Here is a 20,293-nt window from a genome sequence, read left to right on the forward strand (position 1 = left end):
GGAGAGAGTCTGTTGACGGAAGAACAGAGTAATTCTGAATTTTGGAGCGTTCCTGTGCCGGAAATGATACAGAGGCTTCAAACAACAGCTGAAGGTCTTAGTAGCTCAGAAAGTAATGAACGCCTTAAAAAATATGGTGCCAATCTCCTTAAACCAAAAAAAAGTTCAGATACCCTTACAATCTTACTTTCCCAATTTAAGAGTCCGATTATTCTTATTTTACTTTTTGCAGCAGGACTATCTTTCTTTCTTGGTGATACTACAGATACTGTAATTATTGTAACCATCATCCTGATTAGCAGTTTACTTGGATTCTGGCAGGAGAAAGGAGCTGCAGATGCCTTTGAAAAATTGCTCAGTGCAGTCGAGGTGAAGGCAACAGTATTAAGGGATGGTAAAGGAAAGGAAATTCCTATAGAACAAATAGTACCTGGAGACGTAATAATCTTTGGTGCAGGCGATATAGTTCCTGCAGATTGCCTGATTCTGGAATCAAAGGGACTTTTTGTCAATGAAGCTACCCTCACCGGAGAGACTTACCCGGTAGAAAAATCAACAAAAACCCTGAACGCAGAAACCCCTCTTGCACAGCGTACAAACTCACTCTGGATGGGAACCAGTGTGGAAAGCGGAAGTGGAAAAGCACTTGCAGTAGCTACAGGAAAAAAAACTGAGTTCGGGAAAATATCGGAAGAGTTAAAAACCAGTGCTCCAGAAACGGAGTTTGAAAGAGGTATTGCAAAGTTCGGCCATTTCCTGCTGGAAGTTACCATGCTGATGGTTATATCCATCTTTGCAATCAATGTTTATTTTCAGCGCCCGATTCTGGATTCTTTCCTTTTCTCTCTTGCGCTTGCAGTCGGACTCACACCGCAACTTCTACCTGCAATTATAAGTGTTAACCTTTCTCACGGCGCAAGAGAGATGGCGCAAAATAAAGTCATTGTCAAGAGGCTGGCCTCTATTGAGAATCTCGGCAGCATGAATTTACTGTGTTCCGACAAGACTGGCACTCTGACCGAAGGAGAACTTCAACTTCATTCTATCCAAGATGTGAAAGGAGGCCAGAGTGAAAAAATCCTTCTTTACGCCAGTCTCAATGCCTATCACCAGAAAGGTTTTAAAAACCCTATCGACCGGGCAATCCTGGCACATAATAAATTCAATGTGGGAGAATATAAAAGGCTGGACGAGGTCCCTTATGATTTTATGCGTAAGCGATTAAGCGTTCTTGTCTCAAAAAACGATAATAGCCTGATGATCACTAAAGGTGCCCTCTCGAGTATTCTTGAGGTCTGCACCTTAGCAGAAATAGAGCCTGGAAAAACTGTGAAAATTTCAGAGGTCAAGGACAAAATCGAGCAGCAATACAAGGAGTTCAGCGAAAAAGAGTTTCGAACACTTGGAGTTGCATACAGGGACATGGACAAGCAGACTAAAATCGAAAAAGAGCAGGAAGATGGAATGACCTTTCTCGGATTTCTCTTGTTTTTTGACCCGCTGAAGCCAGACATTGCAAAAACGATAGAAAACATGGAACAACTTGGAATTTCCCTGAAAATTATTACCGGAGATAACAAACTTGTGGCTGCCAGTATTAGTAAGGAAGTAGGATTTAAAGCCTCAAGAATTCTAACCGGAAGCGAAATTTATCAAATGACAAGTGAGGCCCTTGTAAGAAAAGTAAATGATATTGACATCTTTGCTGAAGTAGAGCCAAATCAGAAAGAGCATATTATTCTTGCACTTAAGAAGAGAGGAAATGTTGTTGGGTATATGGGAGATGGTATAAATGATGCATCGGCTCTTCATGCAGCCGATGTAGGAATTTCAGTCGACAGTGCCGCAGATGTCGCAAAAGAAGCTGCAGATATTGTGCTGATGGAAAAGAGCCTGGATGCCCTTGTAGAAGGTGTTAAAGGCGGACGAAAAACCTTTGCCAATACCCTGAAGTATGTCTTCATGGCTACCAGCGCCAACTTTGGGAATATGTTCAGCATGGCAGGAGCATCCCTTTTCCTTCCTTTTCTTCCCCTGCTGCCCACACAGATCTTGCTAACTAATTTATTGACTGATTTTCCAGAAATGACAATAGCCACTGATACCGTTGATAAAGAACTGATTGAAGAGCCGCATCGCTGGAATATAAATTTCATCCGTAAGTTTATGATGGTATTTGGCTTTACCAGTTCGGTTTTCGACTACCTGACATTCGGTATTCTGATTCTCCTACTACCGGGTATGATAGAACAATTCAGAACCGGCTGGTTTATAGAATCTGTTATTTCGGCATCAATGATAGTCCTGGTAATCAGGAGTAGAAAACCTTTCTTCAAAAGCAAACCTGGAAAATATCTACTGATGGCCACTATGCTCATTTTAGTCCTTACTCTTTGCTTCCCGCTAACTCCTTTTGCAGCACTCTTTGGCTTCAAACCTCTGCCTTTGAAGGTTATATTAATTGTTGGAGCCATAATAGGACTTTACATATTTATGGCTGAGGCAATAAAGAGAATTTTTTATAGAAAAGTAAAATTTTGAAAGTTACCTTTACTAACAGTTGTACTGATAGAAGAAGTCCAGACTCACCTTGCATTTATTTTGGCTTACCCTTCCTCATAACCTGCCCCATCCGGCAGAAAAGGAGTGAATATAACAACTACAAGCAGCAGAAAAAAAGTGCCGTACATTTTGGTCGTTGCCTCAAACGTAGCATAGAAAATGAGAATCACAAGCATGACCCAGACAATGAAACTGAGTTGAAAAGCAATCTTTGCCCTATATAAATTCTCCGTGCTCTTGCTCAACAAAATTCCCTCCAAAAATCCCCAAGTAAAAATAATTCTCGATTGGATAAATAGGTGTTTGTGTAAAAGAAAGAGGGATCTATCAAAAAATTATGAATATAGAAGAGCCCTTTAAACAGCCGCCTGAGACTACAGTAAATTCTGAGCCAGAAAAGTTTAAAGGCTGCTAATCATCAATTTCTGGCATCAGACAGCATGAATCCGACTCTATGAATCTCGTAATTGGGCCAAGATATCGAAACTGAAAAACTGAAATTTAAAAAGTATTAGATCTCAATAAACTGGAGCAACTTATCCCCTTCACTTACACGCTTGAGAAAATCTTCTCTATCTGTATAGGGAGTTCCGGTGATTATTGAATCAGCAGCTTTCCTGCCAAGTCCAGGAAGTTCCCTGATTAGATTGGGAGAAGCGTTGTTGATAGGCAGAGGGTAAGGTATGCCGGTAATCGAACGCATTCCATGCCCTGTGACCGTAATGTCAGTAAATTTCCTCAAAGTAAGAGAAGCAGGAATTCCAACAAGCAGAGGATACGAACCAAGCTGCCGACCAAAAGTAATTCCTTTTTCGTGAACTTCACACATTACATTCCTGAGTACAGTACCTTCAGGTACAACACGCCGCAACATTGGCAGATCAATATTCTTCCTTACCCGTTCCTTATAATCCAAAAAAAGTTTCTTGTGCTTCCTTGTGGCTTCGTCTCTCCCATACATTGGGGTTCCCGGAAAAGCCATGACCTGACGAACATTGATCCTGCGCAGGAGCAATCCCGAATCGAGCACATGCTGAAGGAAGTCATAGTTAAGCTGGAAGGTTTTCTTGGATTCGCCCATCAGCCCATGCACGAAATTGATGCCCGGAAGGATTTCAGGAAGCCCGTTTGCTCCTCGAACAGCCCCAAGCCTGTTCACAAGTTTAATCGCCTCAAAGACCTCTTCAGGAGTTGCTTTCAGGGAATTAGCCTCAATTACTGCCCTGTCAGCACTCTCCATTCCAAAAGCCGCCACGTCTCCTGCGGTATGATACTTAATTATTGTCTTCAGGATCTGCTCAGACTCTTCAGGATAAGTTGCGAGAGTAATCGGGTTTGCATTGTCCATATGAAGCACAGACAGCTCTGGAGCTGAGTTTCGGATTCCTCTGTATAGCCTTTCAATGGCCTCTGGATTGGGCTTGGGGACAGGCCCTCCAGTATCCTTGCCGCGATAGGAAAAAAGATCAGGCTGCCTACCAATCCTGAAATAGCGGGCTCCGTGGGAGTAAAGGGAGGATGTCTCGGAAATTACATCTTCTATTGGGCGATAATCGGAAGACCCGTAAAAAGGTTCTGTACAAAAGGAGCAGTGAACCTGTCTGCCGCAACCTCTGTATGTCTCAAGCTCGCACATGCAGTAAGGATAATCAGGGTGCTGCCTGATCAAAAAAGCCCCTTTGGGCCCCCAGCGTCCGATTTCGGCGGTGGTTCTGAAGCGGTGCTCTACAACCTCGGGATTTCTGAGCTTTACAGGAGAATTTCCGGCAATGTCATCCTTAAAAAGATCATAAACAAAAGCTTCGAGATCCATTCTGGCAAGCACGGCGCTTTCAAGGTTTATTCCGCCTTCAGTACCTTTTGCAGCCCTTCCACCTTCGCTGCTGAAGCCGAGCCTGATAGGACCGCCTATTACTTTTACCCCGTGTGCAGTCCGGAAGATTGTCTCAATTTCCCCTAGTGTGATTGGAGAAGCCCGAAGATATTTACCTGGCACGGTCATGCCTGCTATAATGATAACAAGGTCTGTTTTTCCTATAAATTCCCTTGCTCCGGGAGGGTTTTCGCGCAGAGTGTCAATGGTCAGGTAATGAATATCCTTTTCGGAGAGTCCGCGTTCTCTGAGAGCGCCTGCTATATAACGTGGGTAGGGAGAAAAGTAAGGAGGAACCCCAAGACAGGCAGGTTCATCCACATAGCCATCTATAATAAGTGCTTTCATGTCAATTCTTGTTTCCATTTGCTTGATAATCGAAAGTATACTACAGTTAGATATAAATTACAGGTAAATTCAGGTAGATTTTAGATAAACTGTTGGGTAATTGTAGGTAAATTCTAGATAAATTGCAGGTAAATTACGGATAAATTGCAAGTAATATCGAGATTTCGCACCCGTCCCTATCTTTTTCTACTAGTACAGTTATAGATCTTAAGTTATCTAGATGATTAGTCCATAAAAATGGATGTTAAAAATAATGAAGGGCATCTATGCAAGAGGAGTAAGTGAGGAGTAAAGAAAATATATACACAGCATCAAAAATGCTAGTTAAAAGGTAAGAAAAAGATATAAAAATAATTAGGGCCGGGACCGAGAATCGAACTCGGGTCGTAGCCTCCACAGGGCCACAGGATGGACCTCTACCCTACCCCGGCCACAGGGGTCTGGTACTTCAGATTGAAGCAACCTATAGAAGGAGTTTTTTTATATAAAGTTTTTGCCGGAAATAGCAGGAGCCCCTCCTAAGTAAAAGAAGAGCTTCTGTTTTCCGGCTCTTGGAATGGGAAAAATTTGGCTAAAAGTCCTTTCTGGATAGGAATCAGAGTTCTTTAAGCTTTTCAAGAGCAAGTTTTGCAGCCTTTTCTCCCGAGAGAAGCATGCCTCCGAAGACTGGACCCATTCTAGGGGCGCAGGTTGCGGCATTTGCAGCCATGCCCGCAACGATCAGGCCAGGGTAGATTTCCTGGGTTGCATCAACAGCCAGGCGCTCGCCAACCTCTGACCACATTGGTTTTTCTCCGAGCTTTCCGAGTTCTCCGATCTTTGCATTGGGAATCTTTTTGAGAATCGTATTGCATACAACCGCATCATGCCCTGTCCCGTCAATTACGAGTTTTGTGCGGATCATAAGAGGATCAACATGCAAATGCTGTGCTGTGACAGGACCCCAGTTGATGACGATCCCGGTAACTCTATCGTTTTCCCTGATCATGACATCCTCAAAGCTCACAAGGTTGAAAACCTCAGCCCCGGCTGAAGTTGCCCCTGCAATCAGCTTCCCGACGGACTCTACGGAATTTGCCACATAGTACCCGGGTTGGTACTCTTTATACCTTATCCCGAAATCATCAAGGATGCGGCAGGCCTCTTCTTGAACAACTATGCGCGGGAACATCATGCCTCCAGCCCACATACCTCCCCCGAGCGACAGCTTCTGTTCGTAAATAGCGACCTTTGCTCCTGCCTCTGCAAGATATTTTGCAGCCACCAGGTTTGCAGGCCCTCCTCCTATGAGTGCCACATCAATTTCCGTGTAGTCAAGGAAGGTTTTAGAATACTCATCAAAAATTGCCCGTGTGATTATAACTTCGTCAAGTTCCATTTCAATCTCTCACAAAGCTTCTAAGTTTAAAAGCCTGGAAAATCAACCCGAATTTCGGAAGTAAACCAGGGAATTGTAAACCCTGATCTTTCGACATTAAAGTTCACATGTTCATAAGAGACATTGCTTTTAAAGTTGTTGGACTCGGTGTAAAGAATAAGCAAGAAACGGTTAATAGATAACTTTTCGGATAAATACGATAATCAATAATGGCATCCTTGGTAGTTATGTCGTACTATTGAAGGGATTTACTGCTTCAAGGATCAGAATTCCAGCAGTTGCATAAATCATTAAAAAGTACCAGGGTAAAATATTATTTTTTGTTTCATTTTTCAAGAATAGGTAAAATATAAAAATCCATATAGGAGAATATTTCGACGCAAAATCAAGTTGACTGTGAATTATATTTTCTGGTACAATTATAAGTACTAATGTGCAGGCTGCAGCCATTGTTGATAGTTTTACGTCATCAACCAGAGACATCCTGTTAAATAACCATTTATATGGTATAATCTTTTGTTTTTATATAAATTATTTTATTATTTTCATTTAATATTAGTTCCTATTGAGGAAAAGAAAAAATCAATGATAGAGAACTATACAATTGGAGATGAAGCTCAATAATGGAGAGCCATATAACTGGCAATGAAGCTCTCGAATAAGAGTTTTCGGCCAAACATTCTGTTCAGCCCGGCCCCATTCTTAAAGAACATCCTCTTATCTGCGTCTTCAGAATAGAGGATAAGCTGTTCATTCTCAAAGGTTGCTGAATTCACATCGCTTAAAAACGACAGGTATTTACTATCCATAGACCCAGGCCCACATGCAAGAAGCGTCATTGGCAAGATCGAAGGTCAGACTTAAAACTTCGATTTGATTTACAGTTATCGGAAACAGGAATGAGACATATAAATTAAAATTTATAATATCTGATTTGAGTTCAGAAAACCAGATTCCTATGCTTCTATAATTTACAAGGCTAACCTTATTGATAACAAGATAAATACCTGCATTTGGGGAATAAGAGTGAAAATAAGCGCACGCAATGTGCTGAAAGGCAGGGTGAAAAGAATAGTGCACGGATCAGTTAACTCCGAAGTAGTTGTTGAACTTCCATGTGGTATGGAAATTACTTCCATAATCACAAAAAACTCGGCCGAAAATATGGATTTGAAAGAAGGGAGTGGGGTATACGCAGTAATTAAATCTACAAGCGTGATGCTAGCTTCTGACTGACCAATCAGGTTTCAGCAAGGCAGAACCATAAGCATTCGTTAAATAACTAAAACATGTCACTATCTCAGATTAACGGTCGTTACTACTTAAGATCAGATTCTTAAAAACTTAAAACTTATTTCAGACAGAACAATTCTAGCAGTTAAAATCCATAACAAGGTAAATCTGAAAAGCCAAATCGTTTTCAAGAAGTTAAATAATCGCTAAGAAGCAAAATAATCATTGAAAATCCAGATTATTCTGAGATTACCGTGAAAATCGTAATTATTCAGTAAAGGAGGGGTCATTTTTGCCACGAGAAGACAAAGAACCATCTTTCCAGCCTGAACCGATACCTGAACCTGAGCCTGAACCAGTTCCTCCACCTGAGCCGATACCTCATCCAGAGCCGGAAATTGAGCACGACAAGAAACCAAAAAAAATAGAATAACTGCAGGTTAAAAACACCATCTATGATCTCAAAAATTTACATAGCCCACTGCGAGCAGGACGAGCCACTTGCTCAGGAACTTGCCAGAACTCTTTGGGCCGTGGAGCTGGAAAGTTTCTCAGCCCTGTACAGGAAAGCTCGAATCCTTTCCCTGGGTGAAAGAATAAGTTTTGGCATTCGTCAGTCAGATTGTTTTATCCCGATCCTCACGCAGAAAGGTGCAGGGTCTCCGGAAGTAAATCAGGAGATTGGCCTTGCAGTCGGAGCCGACCAGCTTATAATTCCGCTGGTAGAAGCAGGAGTTGAATTACCAATCCTGATACACCACCTTCAGCCAATTGTCTTTTCTCCTGAGGCTTATGAGGATGCTCTGGGAAAATTAATACAGAATCTTAGAGAAATGACCAGGCTTGACTGGCTGAAGATAAAGTGCCCTTATTGCGGAGAGGAAATGACGCAGTACATCTCACCTCAGGAAGAAGTAGAGAGAGCTATTCTTGCAGGGACAAATCTTGAGACAAGATGCAGTTATTGCCAGAAAAATATTCATCTGGATCCAAGAACCTTCACAGCTGTGCTCTGATTATCGATAAGCAGCCGGGCTGAAAACAGAGAAGGGGTTGAATTGATGGAAAGAAAAGTAACAAACGAAATAAAAGATGAGCCAGGAGAGCCAATGGTAGTTCGATCCAAAATGGGTGAAGCTACTGTAAGTGAGTTAGAAGTCAAAGGAATAGAAAATCTCACTTTGACTGAAAAAAAACACCTGCTTCTGCAACTTGCCCGTGATAGGGTTAAAGATAGCTCTACAGGCCCATGGGAGATTGTTGATGTCTTTAGAGACGACTGGAGAACCGTTAAGGATACGTTAGCTCAACCCGTAGAAATTGATGTAAAGGATATAGGAAGGAACTCACTCTTTCAAGTTTTGCTGGACATAACGCAATTTGAAAGACAACTAGAGATACAGGAACAGGAATAAAGCTCTTTAATAAAAAATAAGAAAAAATAGAAAGGAGATGAGTTAAGGTAAGAATAATAACCTCAGCAAATCAGTAAAAGATTATCAATTAGAATGAAACAGCAAGGCTTGATGCCGAATATATTAATACCTTTTAGGTTTGCGCTTTGCGTAACACTCCCTACAGTAGACCGGCCTGTCAGGATCCGGTTTGAAAGGCACCTCTGTTTCTTCGCCACAATCTGAGCACTTTGCCTTGTACATCGTTTGTGGCCCTCTACCGTAGCCGCGTTCCCTGCTGGAACCCCGATCCTTACTCTGGAAATTTCTTCTTTCCATTATGATTTTCCCCCATCTAATTTTTAGTAAAAATCCATGCAAAGAGATTTATCAAATAATTCAAAAAGAACCTCATTTATGGACATGTTATTGTCTGGGGATCTCGATGAACTAATTGAATAGTTAATATCTGGTATGATGATATTTATTTTTACTGCATTAGGCTTTATTAAGCTTTAACAATTTCTTGTCTTTTGAACTGGAGCTTCGCAATTGATTTCGATTAATTAATTTCGATTGTTTATGGAGTTTTCCTGACATTATCAATATTTGTTCCATTGGATACGGTTAATAATGTAGGGTTTCCAGAAGAAATAGTAATTAATAGTAATAGTAATAGTAGTAATAGTAATAAGAAGAAGATCGAATAAAAATTTGTAGTATTACTCTATTTCGCATTAGTCTGTTTTTCACAAAAGTTTTTTGATTTGGCTTACTTTGTGGTAGCTTATAAATACTTACATTAGCGTATCATCTTTGCTAAATTTTTAGCACTGCGACTGCCACAGAAATTGCCCGGAGACACTGATCAGAGATTAAATTCAGGAGAAAGAAAGGAGGTACATCAGCCTCCTTTTTTATTTGGATCAAGGGGGAGCTCATTTACTTGCTCCCCATTTATTGCTTTGCTGGCTCTAAAGTATGGTTGTTTTCCTTCAAACTCTTTACTGACATCTGAAACATTTATGTTACTCCTTTTCGGAAGATCTTCGAGAGCCTCAATTACCTCACTGATAGCTTATGCATTTTAACGTGCTTAATAAAGCCCTGCTTTTTTACAGGATAATCGATATCTTCAGAGCTTTTTGAACTTCAATTGGACTGGTTGCCTAAATCCCCTTTTTGTTCAGCTTAGTCTCCTTTAAACTCTTTGCTGACATCGGCAGCGTTTGTATAATCCTTGTCCGGAAGCTCATTAATGTCCTGCATTACTTCATCGCTAGCGTGACGGTCCTTGGCATGCTTAACAAGATCTTCCTTCTTTGCAGGATAATCCATGTTCTTTAGAGCTTTCTGAACTTCAATAGGGCTTGTGTGAATAAAATTTCCCCCTTTACTCCAATAAGTTTAAATTGCTGTCAATGTCTTCAGCTTTTTCATTATCTTATTACTTATTTTGATTCTCCACTAAAGCGCTTTCCGCTAAACTCCTGAGCAACATCGGCAGCGTTGTTATATGTCCTATCTGGAAGTTGCTGCAAGTCAGAAATTATTTCGTTATTAGCATTTTGTTGCTGAGCATAACTAACAATTTCATTCTTGCTTTTAGGAAAATCAATACCTTTCAGTGCATGTTCAACATCAGCCATACTTGTTCTCATAAGTTTACCCCCCATATTATTTTTATTTGCTCTCGAATTCTTTACTTTATGATTTTACTTTCCAGAGAATTCCTTGCTGACATCGGCAGCGTTGGTGTACTCCTTGTCTGGAAGACTTTCAAGGACCTGCATTACTTCATTACTGGCATTATGTTTTTTGGCGTGTGCAATTAGATCCTGCTTTTTTACAGGATAATCGATATCCTTCAGAGCTTTTTGAACTTCAATTGGACTTGTTTGCATAAATTTCCCCCATGGTTTATATGTTCTATGTGTTTTCTTGGTTCCTTTCTGACATGGTCAGTACGATACACTTTCCGGCAATCTACAGACTCTCTAAAAAGCCTTCTTTAAACACTCAGTTACCAAATCTCAATTACCGAACTCTCAGTTGTATTCAGCCATATCGACTGTATAATGTTCGAGAGTTTACCTTTTGAATGGGTAACTCATACTTTCTGTACTATCTCATACTTTCTGTACTATCTGGACCTAGATTGCATCTATCCTAAAATCCCTGTTCGGCAAATCAGTACTCATTTGGTTTTGGTGGTTTGATGGCGTTCGCTTTCCAGGCGTTTGATTTCTCCGGGAACGTCATCAGGGTGTTATACTCTATTTCAGGTATCCCCTCAGAAGGTCCAGAACGTCATTGCTTGCCTGCTTACCTTTGGCAAACTTTACAAGGTCGTCTCTCTCGTAGGATAACCTCCCCACCAGTTATGAACTCCAACCTGACGTAGACTCCTTTATATAAGTTCACCTCCCTGGATTCAGGTAGCTATTGCCTTTCCCAATTAGTTGCCCACCCACCATTGAGTATTATGTAAAATATAATATAAAAAAGAATTCAACTCAAACGTTTGGTAGAAGATGACTATTTAGATCTAGCAGCTTATTTATTTTAATTAGGATTAAAGACTGAACATGTCTGCAAACTAAGGTTTTTGGTTAGCATCTATTGAAAGTTATGCCCTCATAGAGGGCTTGGTTTAAAACAGGTGAATTGAAGAAAAAAATCCCTTCAAAGGAGCTACCGATACTGAAAAGCTACTCCGTCAGGAAATAAATTCACCACATATCTAGAAAAACTTCTTGAAAGCTATCTAAGATCAGAGTTATGAAACGAAAATAAATTGGGATGTATTTCAGAGTCTAATTGTATAATATAAAACTAACGCTGAATCTGTCTGAACGCAGATCTTTCAATAATACTGCCAAGATATAGAGGCTTGGTCATGCACTATTAGTTAGTTGATGTTATTTCCAAAATACTATTAGTGGCGTATCATACCTTTTTGTAATTCAGTAAGGTTAATAGCTGCTTGATACACGATATATAAGGCATTTCTAGCACTGGAAAATTAATCATGAAAACATCAACCGCATAATGATACGACCAGAGGTTTATTCACTTGATATAAAAGTACCAGATAAAACATTTGTCTGCTACTGAAAAGTCTTCAGTTGCTGAATAAACCTACAATAAACATAAGTAAACCTGAGAATAAAGGAATTAAAAAATTATCATTAAAAAAGAACTTGAAGACAGTTTGTGAGTTAGATTCCCGGATTGTCTGCAAACCTATAACGCTTTCCAGCAGCATCCCACCTGTAGCCCCAACAAAAGCCTGAACAGGGGTCACAAAAAGTAAAGATACTAAAAAGGCTGCTACTATCCCTGAGACTGTTCCTTCTATAGTTTTTTCTCTCGAGTATGGAAGCTTATGTTTGCCTACCAGAACCCCTAATGCGGTTGCTACCGAATCTCCGAATGTGACTACTACAATTGAAGCATACATAATTTCTTCAGGGAATAATATAAAAGAGAAGATTACTCCACAAAGGAGTAGGATAGTTCCTTTAAGCGGTATAGTCTGTTTCGAAGGCCTTCCCCATCTGCACAGAAAAATGGATAATGGAAGTGGAAGCTTATCGAGGATAATGGCTATTGAAACTGTCACATAAAAAATAAGGAAAAGAAGCAAGAGAGGTAGAGCCATATCGCCTGCTGCATCAATTAAAAGAATTAGAGTTATACCTGTAAACAGGTGTATTAACTGACGCTCAACTTCACCTCTAAGAGCAGCTCTTCTGTCAAGGTAATTGCACTTTAAATGCTGAGCATATTTATTTGCCATAAAATCACTTTTTAGTAACCTTAGACAGGTATTTACTCCCAAACAACTAACAGGGTTAAAAGATCCAAAAAGATCCAAAAAACTCGAAACCTAAGCCTTATTCTCTGAAATTCTGTTTAATAAGGGTAATATTTCTTGAAATATATAAATAGATATAGATAAGTTTACAGGATTATTATTAGACAGAAAATAACATCATTGGGTTAAATTATCGAGAATTCATTTTCAAAAAAGCCTACATTTTTGAAATAGAAAGGATGTTTATTTTTGTAGTAGAGAAGCCCTTGAAGGTAAAACGCCTGCGGAGGCTCGTAGGAATAACTTAAGTGCAAAGATAAGTGGGTTACCCGGATGCAACAGGCGAGACAGAAAAAATAACCTAATTTGGATATGACTTTTTCACTTGGGATGTTCTATGAGCCACAGTGGATTTCCATACAGGTCTACTATGAGCGCCTGGATACCGTAAGGAGCCGAGAAAGGCTCTTCAATGATCATTACTCCCTTTGATCTTAGCTCATCGCATGTCTTCTTGCAATCATCGACTTTAAACATCAAGGCTGGGGTTTTACCTATGAGTTCAGTCTCCATCTTTGCTTCGGCCTCGCCTTCGATTGCGGCATTGGGCATATGGAGAATTATTTCGGTACCCTGGCCTTTTGGGGCAACAGACAAAAAGCGCCATCCTGGTGTCGGGATAACATCTGTAACTTTTACAAAGCCAAGTTTATTCGTATAAAAGTCAAGCGCCTCATTATAGTCTTTGACGAATATCATAACATGTGTCATATCTTCGATCATATACACACCTCAAATAAACAAAAGTTACAAATCTTTGAAGAATATTCAAACGTGTTAATTTTAATGAGGATTTCCAGAATAAACTTTTGATTTTAATTTGGATATATGACATATTGTCTCGAATAATCATATAATAATAGAAGAGGAAATAAATGACATTTATGTAAAAGGGTATATGAAAAGTAAAGATCAGAAAATAAAAATAAATTTATCCCATTTTATTTAACGCCGGTAAAACATCTTTTCCGTAGGCTTTGAGGAAAGATATCTGGTCCGAGGCTGCCGAATGGAAATAAATGTGTGTGAAACCCAAATCCATATATTTCTTTACAAAATGAATGTGATCCTCAGGATTTTCAGAAATACAAGCATGATTTCGTATCACGTCTGGGCCCACAACTTTTCCATTCTGAGCAGACATCTCCGGAGTGTATATCTTATTCACAAAAAGAGCAGGTATAAGCGCTCCAGCCCAGTACTTCATGAAATTATCAATAGATTCTTTAGGATCTGTACCATAGTCAACAAAAAGCTCTATTGCCTTTGGTAGGTTTTCCGGGCTCTTACCTGAATCCCTGGCTCCTTTTTCAAACTCGGAAAGAATCTGCTCATATTTCTGCATATCCGACTCTCCCCCAACAGTTAGAAGACCATCCCCATAATAGCCTGCAACGTAGGCACTTTCGGGTACGAGTGAGGAGATATAAATAGGAATATTGTTTTTAGGCAGCGTATAAAGTTTGGCATTTTTTGTCCGGTAATAGCACCCATCAAAGCTGACTTTCTACCCGGTCCAGAGTTCACGGATAAGTCCGATTGCCTCTATCATTCGTATCTGACGCTCGTCATATTGCGGCCATTCAAGAGTTACGGGATACTCGTTTAAAGCTTCCCCCGTTCCGACTGCAAGATAAGTCCGGCCTCCTGCAAGCGAAGATACGGTTGCAGCAGCCTGAGCGATAACAGCAGGGTTATAACGCAGAATAGGGCAAGTCAGACCCGTTCCCAGTTCTATACTTTGAGTACTCACCGACGCTGCTCCAAGCCAACTCCAGACAAAACATGCCTGTCCGCTTTCACTCCATGGATGAAAATGATCACTGGCATCAATACTTTCAAAGCCCGCCTTTTCAGCCGTTATGACCTGTTGCAGCAACTCCGATGGAGGAAACTGTTCAGGTGCAATTTTATATCCTAATTTAAGCAATCTAACCCCCATTGATCAATTTATAATTAAAATTATAAACGATATTAGATAATCGTATTCAGACTCAAAAATTCGAATTCCAGTCCAATGTATCCTGCTGATAGAATACTATCTTCTTGAGACCTGAAATCTGGAAGAAAAAGAGAAACGGCGAAAAAATAAAAAGAAAGAAAAGCTAAATTAGATTCAGGTTAGATTCAGATCTTAATCTACAAGTGTAAAGTACATTCTCCTGTTACTTTTCCCTTTATTCTGAAGCTTTGTGATTTTTATGCCTTTTATTTCCTCAGTATTTTTAACATGAGTTCCCCCGCAGGCTTCAATCGTGACACCTTCTATTTCAACCATGCGGACTTCTTTTATATCATCAGAAAAGCCTTTTGCCAATGTGGTCAATCGGGAGAGCTTTTCTTCGGCTTCATTTCGACCTACAAGGTAGAGATTAACAGGGTTTTTCCGGGCTATAAGGTCATTGGCAATTTTCTCATATTCGGCAAATTTATCCCTGTCAAAGACTTCAAGGCTGAAATCCACCCTGCTCTGATCAAGACCAAGCTGGTTTCCGGTTATCTGAGCCCCGGCTTCCTTTTCGATTACGTTTGCGATTACGTGAGTCGCCGTATGCATACGCATATGCCTGTAACGACGATCCCAATCAATGAATCCTTTTACTTTATCCCCTGCTTTTAACCCGTTAGAAACATTTTCACCAGCTATCTCATGACTGATATCTCCATTGAACTTACCCACATACAGGACACCAAATTCAGCCCCATCAGATTCACGAACTAATTTTCCGGTATCGCTGGGCTGGCCCCCGCTTTCGGGATAAAAGGCAGTACGGTCAAGAACCACAAATTGATCATTTGTAACTTTTTCGACAGTTGCTTCGAACTCTTTCAGGTAACAATCAAGGAAGTAAAGCGCCTCTGTCATTGTCAAACCTCTTTTCTTAAACTTTATTAAAGGAGATAATTAAAGGAGATTAGTAAAGCAGATAAAAACTGTCAGAGTACATAAATTATACACTTTTGAGCAAAATCCAGACATCGCTAATCTTATTTTCCATAACTGCAGAAAGTCCGCTTGAGCGAACGGAGTGAGCGAAACGGACCCGTCCTCCCGAGACGGAACTCGGGTTTTTCAACTTGATAATGCAGATTGAGAGAAATGCTTTATAACTGTATAGACAATTGAACAATTAAATAAGAGAATAAAACATAAAAAGAGATGATAGTTTGGGACGCTATTCAATAGAGGATTTCATTCAAAATACAGAAGAAAAGGATCTGGATCAGGGAATTTTTGAGCTGGAACGCGAACGCCTTCTTGAGGTTAACCTTGAAGGAATGGTCTGGACAAAAAGAGGTTCAATGGTCGCGTACACAGGAGATATAGTTTTTACGAGGGAAGGAGTCTTCGAACACGGAATCGGCACCTTTGTGAAGAAGGCGCTTACAGGTGAGGGAGTCAGCCTCACAAAAGCCGAAGGCAAAGGAAAACTCTACCTTGCAGATGAAGGAAAGAAGGTATCAGTCCTGAAACTTGATAACGATTCCCTTTTTGTAAATGGCAACGATCTACTTGCCTTTGAGACCTCGCTAAACTGGAAAATAAAGATGATGAAAAATGTTTCAGGAATGATGGCAGGAGGGCTTTTCAACATTAAACTGGAAGGAACCGGTATGGCCGCCATTACAACTCACCAGGACCCCCTAACTCTCCGGGTAAGCCCAGGTCACCCGGTCTTTACTGACCCCAATGCTACAGTCGCCTGGTCAGGAAACCTGGAACCTGAGATAAAAACTGACATTTCCCTAAAAACCCTGGTTGGAAGAAGCAGCGGGGAGTCATTCCAGATGGCTTTCAAAGGAGAGGGATTTGTAGTGGTCCAGCCTTACGAGGAAGTTTATTTCCAGACGCAGGCCTGAAAACGCAGTTTTGGATGTAAATATCTGCATTTACCCAATTACTATCCAACAATATGGAACCAGGATAACAGCTATGGGAAAGTTATAATTCGTAAAATTGTCCCTGTGGGCTCAGTATCTCCACTTTAATTTCTCCCATGTGCTAACTATCTTCATTATAATTCAGCCTTCTTTACAACCATTGACCCGCAACCATTGACCCGCAACCGTTGCGCCGGTTGATCACGCTGTCATGACGTTTTAGATTTAGCAGTGTTTTTTGCTAAAACATTTTAAAAAAGGCTTGTGATCATGCCGATAGGGTTCAGGGTAAGGTTTTTATTGCACCATTTTCGGTCAAGCCTTTTTTAAAAAAGTTATAATCACATCCACCTGGTGATCAAAAAAGAAATTTTGTATAAATAAGCCCCTGAGCGAGTTGAAAATCACTTTTTCTAACCCATAATTCAGCCCTCTTGAGCGAAGCGAAAAGGGCTTCGTGCTCCCGAGGCACGATTAGGGCCGTCCTCCCGAGACGGGACTCGGGAAGTTCACATGCAAATTGCTGTCGATTAAACTGAGACTGGCAAGGAATTTTTCCTTTTGGTGTTCCAGTTCTTCTCTTAAAGCGGCAAGTTTCTTTTTAGAATCTTCAATATCCTCTTCAAGCGAGCGAGTCCTGCTCAGGAGCTCAGCTTCCTTATGTTCAAGTTCAACAAATTTTCCGGTATCCAAACTTTCGATTTCAGCTTTCTTTGCCTCAAATTGCTGCAGAGCTTCAAGATACTCTTTATTCCTCTCGGGAAAACTCGAGATTGCAGTTTTGACCTGTAAAAGGGCTTTTTCTTTTTTCTGGGCCTGCATATCCAGGGAATTATCCTCGAATATCTTTTGAAGTTCAGAGAAAAAAGAAGGATTTACATGCACGGGATCTTCAAGACAAATCTCAAGCTCTTTCTTTACTTCAAGTTTTAAGGTATACCTGCTGCTTTCATGAAGTTTCTTAATCCTTGAGAGATGACCTGAAAGCGGGAGCACAAGAAAATTCAAGCCAGTCTCGGCTTTCTTGAGTTTTTCCCTGGCAACAGTAAATTCTGACTGCAGGTTCTGTAACCTCTGCCAGGCAGCTCCTTTTCTGAAATCTTCAAGAGCCTGGCTAACTCCTAAAGATTCAGAATTCAATGTTTGGATTCTTTGGTTTTTGGATTCGAGTTCCAGCTCTTCGGCTGCTATTGAGGCAAAAAGCTCCTCTATTCTATTAGCATCCGAGTAAGCTGCTTCTACAGCGTCCATTTCCTTTTTATTTCCCAGAATTACCTCTCCGAGCTCATTAAAAGCCTTCCCCAGGCTGGCAAGACTTTCACTAACCTCTTTTGATTCTTCTGGAAAAACGCCTCTGGTATACCTGAAGCTTCGGTTCATATGCTCCAGGCAGGTATCTAGGCTCTGCGTAGCTGCCCCGTAAAAGCTTTCCAGAGTCCTGAAATCCCTGTCTTCCTGAACCCTGATTTTATCTATCAACATTGTGACCTGTTTTGTCACATTTTCTCTGTTGCTCTTCGCTCGCTTTACAATCCTGATATCAAAATCTCCCTCGACCTTAGCCTCTGAAAGCCTTGAGTTACTTTCCTTGAGTGCCAGAAGCGAAACTTCAAGTTCTTTCAAAAGGTCAGGTACGTCTTTTTCTACCTGGGAAGATATTTTTTGAGACCTGATATCTAGCCACGCGGGCAGGTCTTCAAAATTAATCTCCTTGAAACCAGTTTCCTCGCGGGAGTCTTCTTTTTTTCCAAAGAGTTTTTTAATCCATTTCAACCTTGACCTTCCCTAAATGTGATAAAACTATTTAACTTATTTTTTATATCATATATATTTTTGAAACTTGTTATTGAAAGATTTATTCTGTAAAAGACTTTCGCACTAAAAAGACAGAATAAAAGAAATGTAGTTTTTAGAGATACATATAAAAGAAATTAAATGTATTTTATACTGACAGCATATCAGTATAATCCTGTCTTTACTTTATAAGTTTACTCTTTATAAGTTTACTCTTTACAAGTTCTACCGGACAGTGGCATAGAATCGTTTTTGATCTTCTCCGCACATTGGCCAAAAAGCGAGGAGGCTAAAAATGAGTTATGAGATAATGAAGCAGGTAATTCCATATACCGAGATAACTGTATTAAGGCTGATTTTTGCAATTATAGTGCTTATCATGGGATTAGCATTATCAAAGTATATTATTCATATTTTCAGGAGAGGAATGCATAAAACAAAGATTCCAGATCTTACCATTCAATTTCTCACTCACTTTTTAAGCATTCTCCTGTATGTAATTGTTATTCTTATTTTCTTGAAGAGTCTAAATTTCGACGTGGATAGTTATATAGTAGGAGTTTCTGCAGCAATAGGCATTGTTCTTGGCCTTGGACTGCAGGATACCTTTACAAACCTGACTGCTGGAGTATGTGTTGCATCTATCAGACCAATCGATATGGGAGAAACTGTAACCGTAAATGGACAGACCGGAAAAGTAAAATCCGTAGGGATCATGTCAACCGAACTTTTGACACCTGACAACCAGCTCATAACAATCCCGAATAAGCTTGTATGGGGCAGTTCTATTGTTAATATGACACGCATGCCTACAAGAAGAGTTTCTGTTGATATAGGGATAAGTTACTCCTCAAGCCTAGAAAAAGCTACAGGGATAGCACTGAATCTAATGAAAACACACCCTCTTATCCTTCAGGAACCCGAGCCCGCAGTTGTAACCACTGAACTTGCAAATTCATCGATAAATTTGCAGCTCAGGGCCTGGGCAAAAACAGGAGAAATAGGAACAGTAAAGAATGACCTTATTGCAGGAATATTTGATGCCTATACGAAAGAAGGGATTGAAATTCCGTTCCCGCAGATGGATATAAATATAAAAGAAATTAAGCTAAAAGAAAGTGGGAAACGAACTATAGAACAGGATATGATGATACAGGAAGAAGAAATGGTACTTGAAGAAGGGCGCGATGTGGAAGGATTATATTAAATAAACCAATCTGTTTTTTGAATTACCTGCCTTTACTGTCCGACTGCCTTGTCTCCTCTTTATTAACATGTCACATGGAACATTGCAGTGATTCTGCCTTCAAGTTCATTCCAGCGTTCAATTGCCCATGGAGTTGGAAAAAGTTCTATACCACACTTCTTTTCTGTAAAAAAATTTTCTGCTTCCTCAGACAGTTTCACAAAACCTGTCTGCCCGGTTCCTATAATAATTTTTTCTGTTCCTTCCTCATAAATGTACTTTGCTTCCTCAAGCGAGATTTTATGAGAAGTTCCATACAGTTCCTTTGACAGCCCTTTCTCTCTTTTTTCGACTTGCCCAGTGAGTCGAATAAGGATGTCATATTTAAAGACCTCTCCACCTACAGTAATCGAACCAAAACTCGTAGAATCAATCTTTGGCTTCATAGTTCACCTCTTAAACTGAGATTGAAAACAAGATTTTTTATTTTATAATTATTGCACGTACTTCATATAATTAATAGATATGCCCTAAATACACGAGTTTCAAGCTATAGGCAGATCCGAATATAAACATTCATATACTCCCTACTCTTGTCAGGTTGACCTGATGAAAATAGACTTAAGACCTATGGCATTTGAAGGATGAAATCAAGCACAATAGGCATTATAATCAAATTATGTTTTAAGCAGTTAAAGGTTTATTCTATTGATTTTTCGTTCAAGCGAGTGAGCAGATAAAACAAGTGAGCAGATTAACGAAA

General features: G+C 40.1%; 21 protein-coding genes, 1 tRNA gene and 1 pseudogene. 7 read left to right on the forward strand and 16 right to left on the reverse strand.

The genetic code is table 11. From position 1 onward, the window contains the following. Positions 1–12 precede the first annotated feature (12 nt). Positions 13–2,541 carry a magnesium-translocating P-type ATPase gene (gene mgtA / locus BP861_RS11435; protein WP_292375631.1) on the forward strand — a complete coding sequence of 843 codons (2,529 nt, stop codon included), beginning with the start codon at positions 13–15 and terminating at the stop codon, positions 2,539–2,541. Between the two features lie 65 nt (positions 2,542–2,606). Here mgtA and BP861_RS11440 read toward each other — a convergent pair whose 3' ends face one another. The 6 genes from BP861_RS11440 to BP861_RS11465 all read right to left on the reverse strand — a co-directional run bounded on the left by BP861_RS11440 (position 2,607) and on the right by BP861_RS11465 (position 7,006). Then, positions 2,607–2,807: a hypothetical protein gene (locus BP861_RS11440; protein ID WP_292375633.1), complete on the reverse strand. Its 201-nt coding sequence runs from the start codon at positions 2,805–2,807 to the stop codon at positions 2,607–2,609. 266 nt (positions 2,808–3,073) lie between these two features. Continuing rightward, on the reverse strand, positions 3,074–4,801 hold the full coding sequence (locus BP861_RS11445; protein ID WP_292375635.1) for a radical SAM protein: 1,728 nt from the start codon (positions 4,799–4,801) through the stop codon (positions 3,074–3,076). 340 nt (positions 4,802–5,141) lie between these two features. Further along, positions 5,142–5,214 (reverse strand) — tRNA-His (locus BP861_RS11450). Positions 5,215–5,378: 164 nt separating this feature from the next. After that, positions 5,379–6,161 (reverse strand): sulfide-dependent adenosine diphosphate thiazole synthase, encoded by a 783-nt coding sequence (locus BP861_RS11455; protein ID WP_292375637.1) that lies wholly within the window; start codon positions 6,159–6,161, stop codon positions 5,379–5,381. Between the two features lie 225 nt (positions 6,162–6,386). Continuing rightward, a complete protein-coding gene (locus BP861_RS11460; RefSeq protein ID WP_292375639.1) occupies positions 6,387–6,644 on the reverse strand; it encodes a hypothetical protein in 258 nt (85 codons plus the stop codon). 134 nt (positions 6,645–6,778) lie between these two features. Further along, entirely contained in the window at positions 6,779–7,006 is a 228-nt protein-coding gene (locus BP861_RS11465; RefSeq protein WP_349681019.1) for a hypothetical protein, read from the reverse strand. 181 nt (positions 7,007–7,187) lie between these two features. Between BP861_RS11465 and BP861_RS11470 the strand changes: the two genes are divergently transcribed. From BP861_RS11470 to BP861_RS11485, 4 genes are all read left to right on the forward strand, one after another. Next, positions 7,188–7,397 carry a TOBE domain-containing protein gene (locus tag BP861_RS11470; RefSeq protein WP_292375641.1) on the forward strand — a complete coding sequence of 70 codons (210 nt, stop codon included), beginning with the start codon at positions 7,188–7,190 and terminating at the stop codon, positions 7,395–7,397. Positions 7,398–7,686: 289 nt separating this feature from the next. Continuing rightward, the gene (locus tag BP861_RS11475) at positions 7,687–7,827 is read left to right on the forward strand and encodes a hypothetical protein (protein ID WP_292375643.1); all 141 of its coding nucleotides are present in this window, start codon (positions 7,687–7,689) and stop codon (positions 7,825–7,827) included. Between the two features lie 22 nt (positions 7,828–7,849). Then, on the forward strand, positions 7,850–8,410 hold the full coding sequence (locus BP861_RS11480) for a TIR domain-containing protein (protein ID WP_292375645.1): 561 nt from the start codon (positions 7,850–7,852) through the stop codon (positions 8,408–8,410). A 45-nt stretch (positions 8,411–8,455) separates the two neighbouring features. Continuing rightward, positions 8,456–8,809, forward strand: coding sequence for a hypothetical protein (locus BP861_RS11485; protein ID WP_292375647.1), 354 nt, complete (start codon positions 8,456–8,458; stop codon positions 8,807–8,809). Between the two features lie 123 nt (positions 8,810–8,932). Here the strand turns inward: BP861_RS11485 and BP861_RS11490 are convergent, their stop codons facing one another. The 8 genes and pseudogenes from BP861_RS11490 to alaXM form a co-directional block, all read right to left on the reverse strand. Continuing rightward, positions 8,933–9,127: a CxxC-x17-CxxC domain-containing protein gene (locus BP861_RS11490; protein WP_292375648.1), complete on the reverse strand. Its 195-nt coding sequence runs from the start codon at positions 9,125–9,127 to the stop codon at positions 8,933–8,935. 852 nt (positions 9,128–9,979) lie between these two features. Continuing rightward, positions 9,980–10,126, reverse strand: coding sequence for a DUF2795 domain-containing protein (locus BP861_RS11495; RefSeq protein WP_292375650.1), 147 nt, complete (start codon positions 10,124–10,126; stop codon positions 9,980–9,982). Between the two features lie 113 nt (positions 10,127–10,239). Further along, a complete protein-coding gene (locus BP861_RS11500) occupies positions 10,240–10,449 on the reverse strand; it encodes a DUF2795 domain-containing protein (RefSeq protein ID WP_292375652.1) in 210 nt (69 codons plus the stop codon). 54 nt (positions 10,450–10,503) lie between these two features. After that, on the reverse strand, positions 10,504–10,692 hold the full coding sequence (locus BP861_RS11505; RefSeq protein ID WP_292375653.1) for a DUF2795 domain-containing protein: 189 nt from the start codon (positions 10,690–10,692) through the stop codon (positions 10,504–10,506). Between the two features lie 1,220 nt (positions 10,693–11,912). After that, entirely contained in the window at positions 11,913–12,590 is a 678-nt protein-coding gene (locus tag BP861_RS11510) for a diacylglycerol/polyprenol kinase family protein (RefSeq protein ID WP_292375655.1), read from the reverse strand. A gap of 399 nt (positions 12,591–12,989) precedes the next feature. Then, the gene (locus tag BP861_RS11515; protein ID WP_292375657.1) at positions 12,990–13,391 is read right to left on the reverse strand and encodes a VOC family protein; all 402 of its coding nucleotides are present in this window, start codon (positions 13,389–13,391) and stop codon (positions 12,990–12,992) included. Between the two features lie 208 nt (positions 13,392–13,599). Next, a pseudogene (locus BP861_RS11520) lies at positions 13,600–14,610 on the reverse strand (TIGR03557 family F420-dependent LLM class oxidoreductase). Positions 14,611–14,802: 192 nt separating this feature from the next. After that, positions 14,803–15,534, reverse strand: coding sequence for an alanyl-tRNA editing protein AlaXM (gene alaXM, locus BP861_RS11525; RefSeq protein ID WP_292375658.1), 732 nt, complete (start codon positions 15,532–15,534; stop codon positions 14,803–14,805). Positions 15,535–15,836: 302 nt separating this feature from the next. On the opposite strand from alaXM, the gene BP861_RS11530 reads away from it, so the two are divergent. Continuing rightward, the gene (locus BP861_RS11530; RefSeq protein WP_292375660.1) at positions 15,837–16,529 is read left to right on the forward strand and encodes an AIM24 family protein; all 693 of its coding nucleotides are present in this window, start codon (positions 15,837–15,839) and stop codon (positions 16,527–16,529) included. Positions 16,530–17,024: 495 nt separating this feature from the next. Here the strand turns inward: BP861_RS11530 and BP861_RS11535 are convergent, their stop codons facing one another. Then, a complete protein-coding gene (locus BP861_RS11535) occupies positions 17,025–18,323 on the reverse strand; it encodes a cell surface protein (RefSeq protein WP_292375662.1) in 1,299 nt (432 codons plus the stop codon). 316 nt (positions 18,324–18,639) lie between these two features. Between BP861_RS11535 and BP861_RS11540 the strand changes: the two genes are divergently transcribed. After that, the gene (locus BP861_RS11540) at positions 18,640–19,551 is read left to right on the forward strand and encodes a mechanosensitive ion channel family protein (RefSeq protein ID WP_292375664.1); all 912 of its coding nucleotides are present in this window, start codon (positions 18,640–18,642) and stop codon (positions 19,549–19,551) included. 62 nt (positions 19,552–19,613) lie between these two features. Here BP861_RS11540 and BP861_RS11545 read toward each other — a convergent pair whose 3' ends face one another. Then, positions 19,614–19,976 (reverse strand): Mth938-like domain-containing protein, encoded by a 363-nt coding sequence (locus tag BP861_RS11545; RefSeq protein WP_292375666.1) that lies wholly within the window; start codon positions 19,974–19,976, stop codon positions 19,614–19,616. Positions 19,977–20,293: the final 317 nt, after the last annotated feature.

Source organism: Methanosarcina sp. UBA411, assembly GCF_002495725.1.
GTDB lineage: Archaea > Halobacteriota > Methanosarcinia > Methanosarcinales > Methanosarcinaceae > Methanosarcina.

Excerpts from the sequence above, each read along its gene's own strand:
- BP861_RS11445 (WP_292375635.1), bottom strand. The coding sequence starts at position 4,801 with ATGGAAACAAGAATTGACATGAAAGCACTTATTATAGATGGCTATGTG.
- BP861_RS11455 (WP_292375637.1), bottom strand. The coding sequence starts at position 6,161 with ATGGAACTTGACGAAGTTATAATCACACGGGCAATTTTTGATGAGTAT.
- BP861_RS11460 (WP_292375639.1), bottom strand. The coding sequence starts at position 6,644 with ATGTCTCTGGTTGATGACGTAAAACTATCAACAATGGCTGCAGCCTGC.
- BP861_RS11480 (WP_292375645.1), top strand. The coding sequence starts at position 7,850 with ATGATCTCAAAAATTTACATAGCCCACTGCGAGCAGGACGAGCCACTT.
- BP861_RS11485 (WP_292375647.1), top strand. The coding sequence starts at position 8,456 with ATGGAAAGAAAAGTAACAAACGAAATAAAAGATGAGCCAGGAGAGCCA.
- BP861_RS11490 (WP_292375648.1), bottom strand. The coding sequence starts at position 9,127 with ATGGAAAGAAGAAATTTCCAGAGTAAGGATCGGGGTTCCAGCAGGGAA.
- BP861_RS11495 (WP_292375650.1), bottom strand. The coding sequence starts at position 10,126 with ATGGATTATCCTGCAAAGAAGGAAGATCTTGTTAAGCATGCCAAGGAC.
- BP861_RS11500 (WP_292375652.1), bottom strand. The coding sequence starts at position 10,449 with ATGAGAACAAGTATGGCTGATGTTGAACATGCACTGAAAGGTATTGAT.
- BP861_RS11505 (WP_292375653.1), bottom strand. The coding sequence starts at position 10,692 with ATGCAAACAAGTCCAATTGAAGTTCAAAAAGCTCTGAAGGATATCGAT.
- BP861_RS11510 (WP_292375655.1), bottom strand. The coding sequence starts at position 12,590 with ATGGCAAATAAATATGCTCAGCATTTAAAGTGCAATTACCTTGACAGA.
- BP861_RS11515 (WP_292375657.1), bottom strand. The coding sequence starts at position 13,391 with ATGATCGAAGATATGACACATGTTATGATATTCGTCAAAGACTATAAT.
- alaXM (WP_292375658.1), bottom strand. The coding sequence starts at position 15,534 with ATGACAGAGGCGCTTTACTTCCTTGATTGTTACCTGAAAGAGTTCGAA.
- BP861_RS11540 (WP_292375664.1), top strand. The coding sequence starts at position 18,640 with ATGAGTTATGAGATAATGAAGCAGGTAATTCCATATACCGAGATAACT.
- BP861_RS11545 (WP_292375666.1), bottom strand. The coding sequence starts at position 19,976 with ATGAAGCCAAAGATTGATTCTACGAGTTTTGGTTCGATTACTGTAGGT.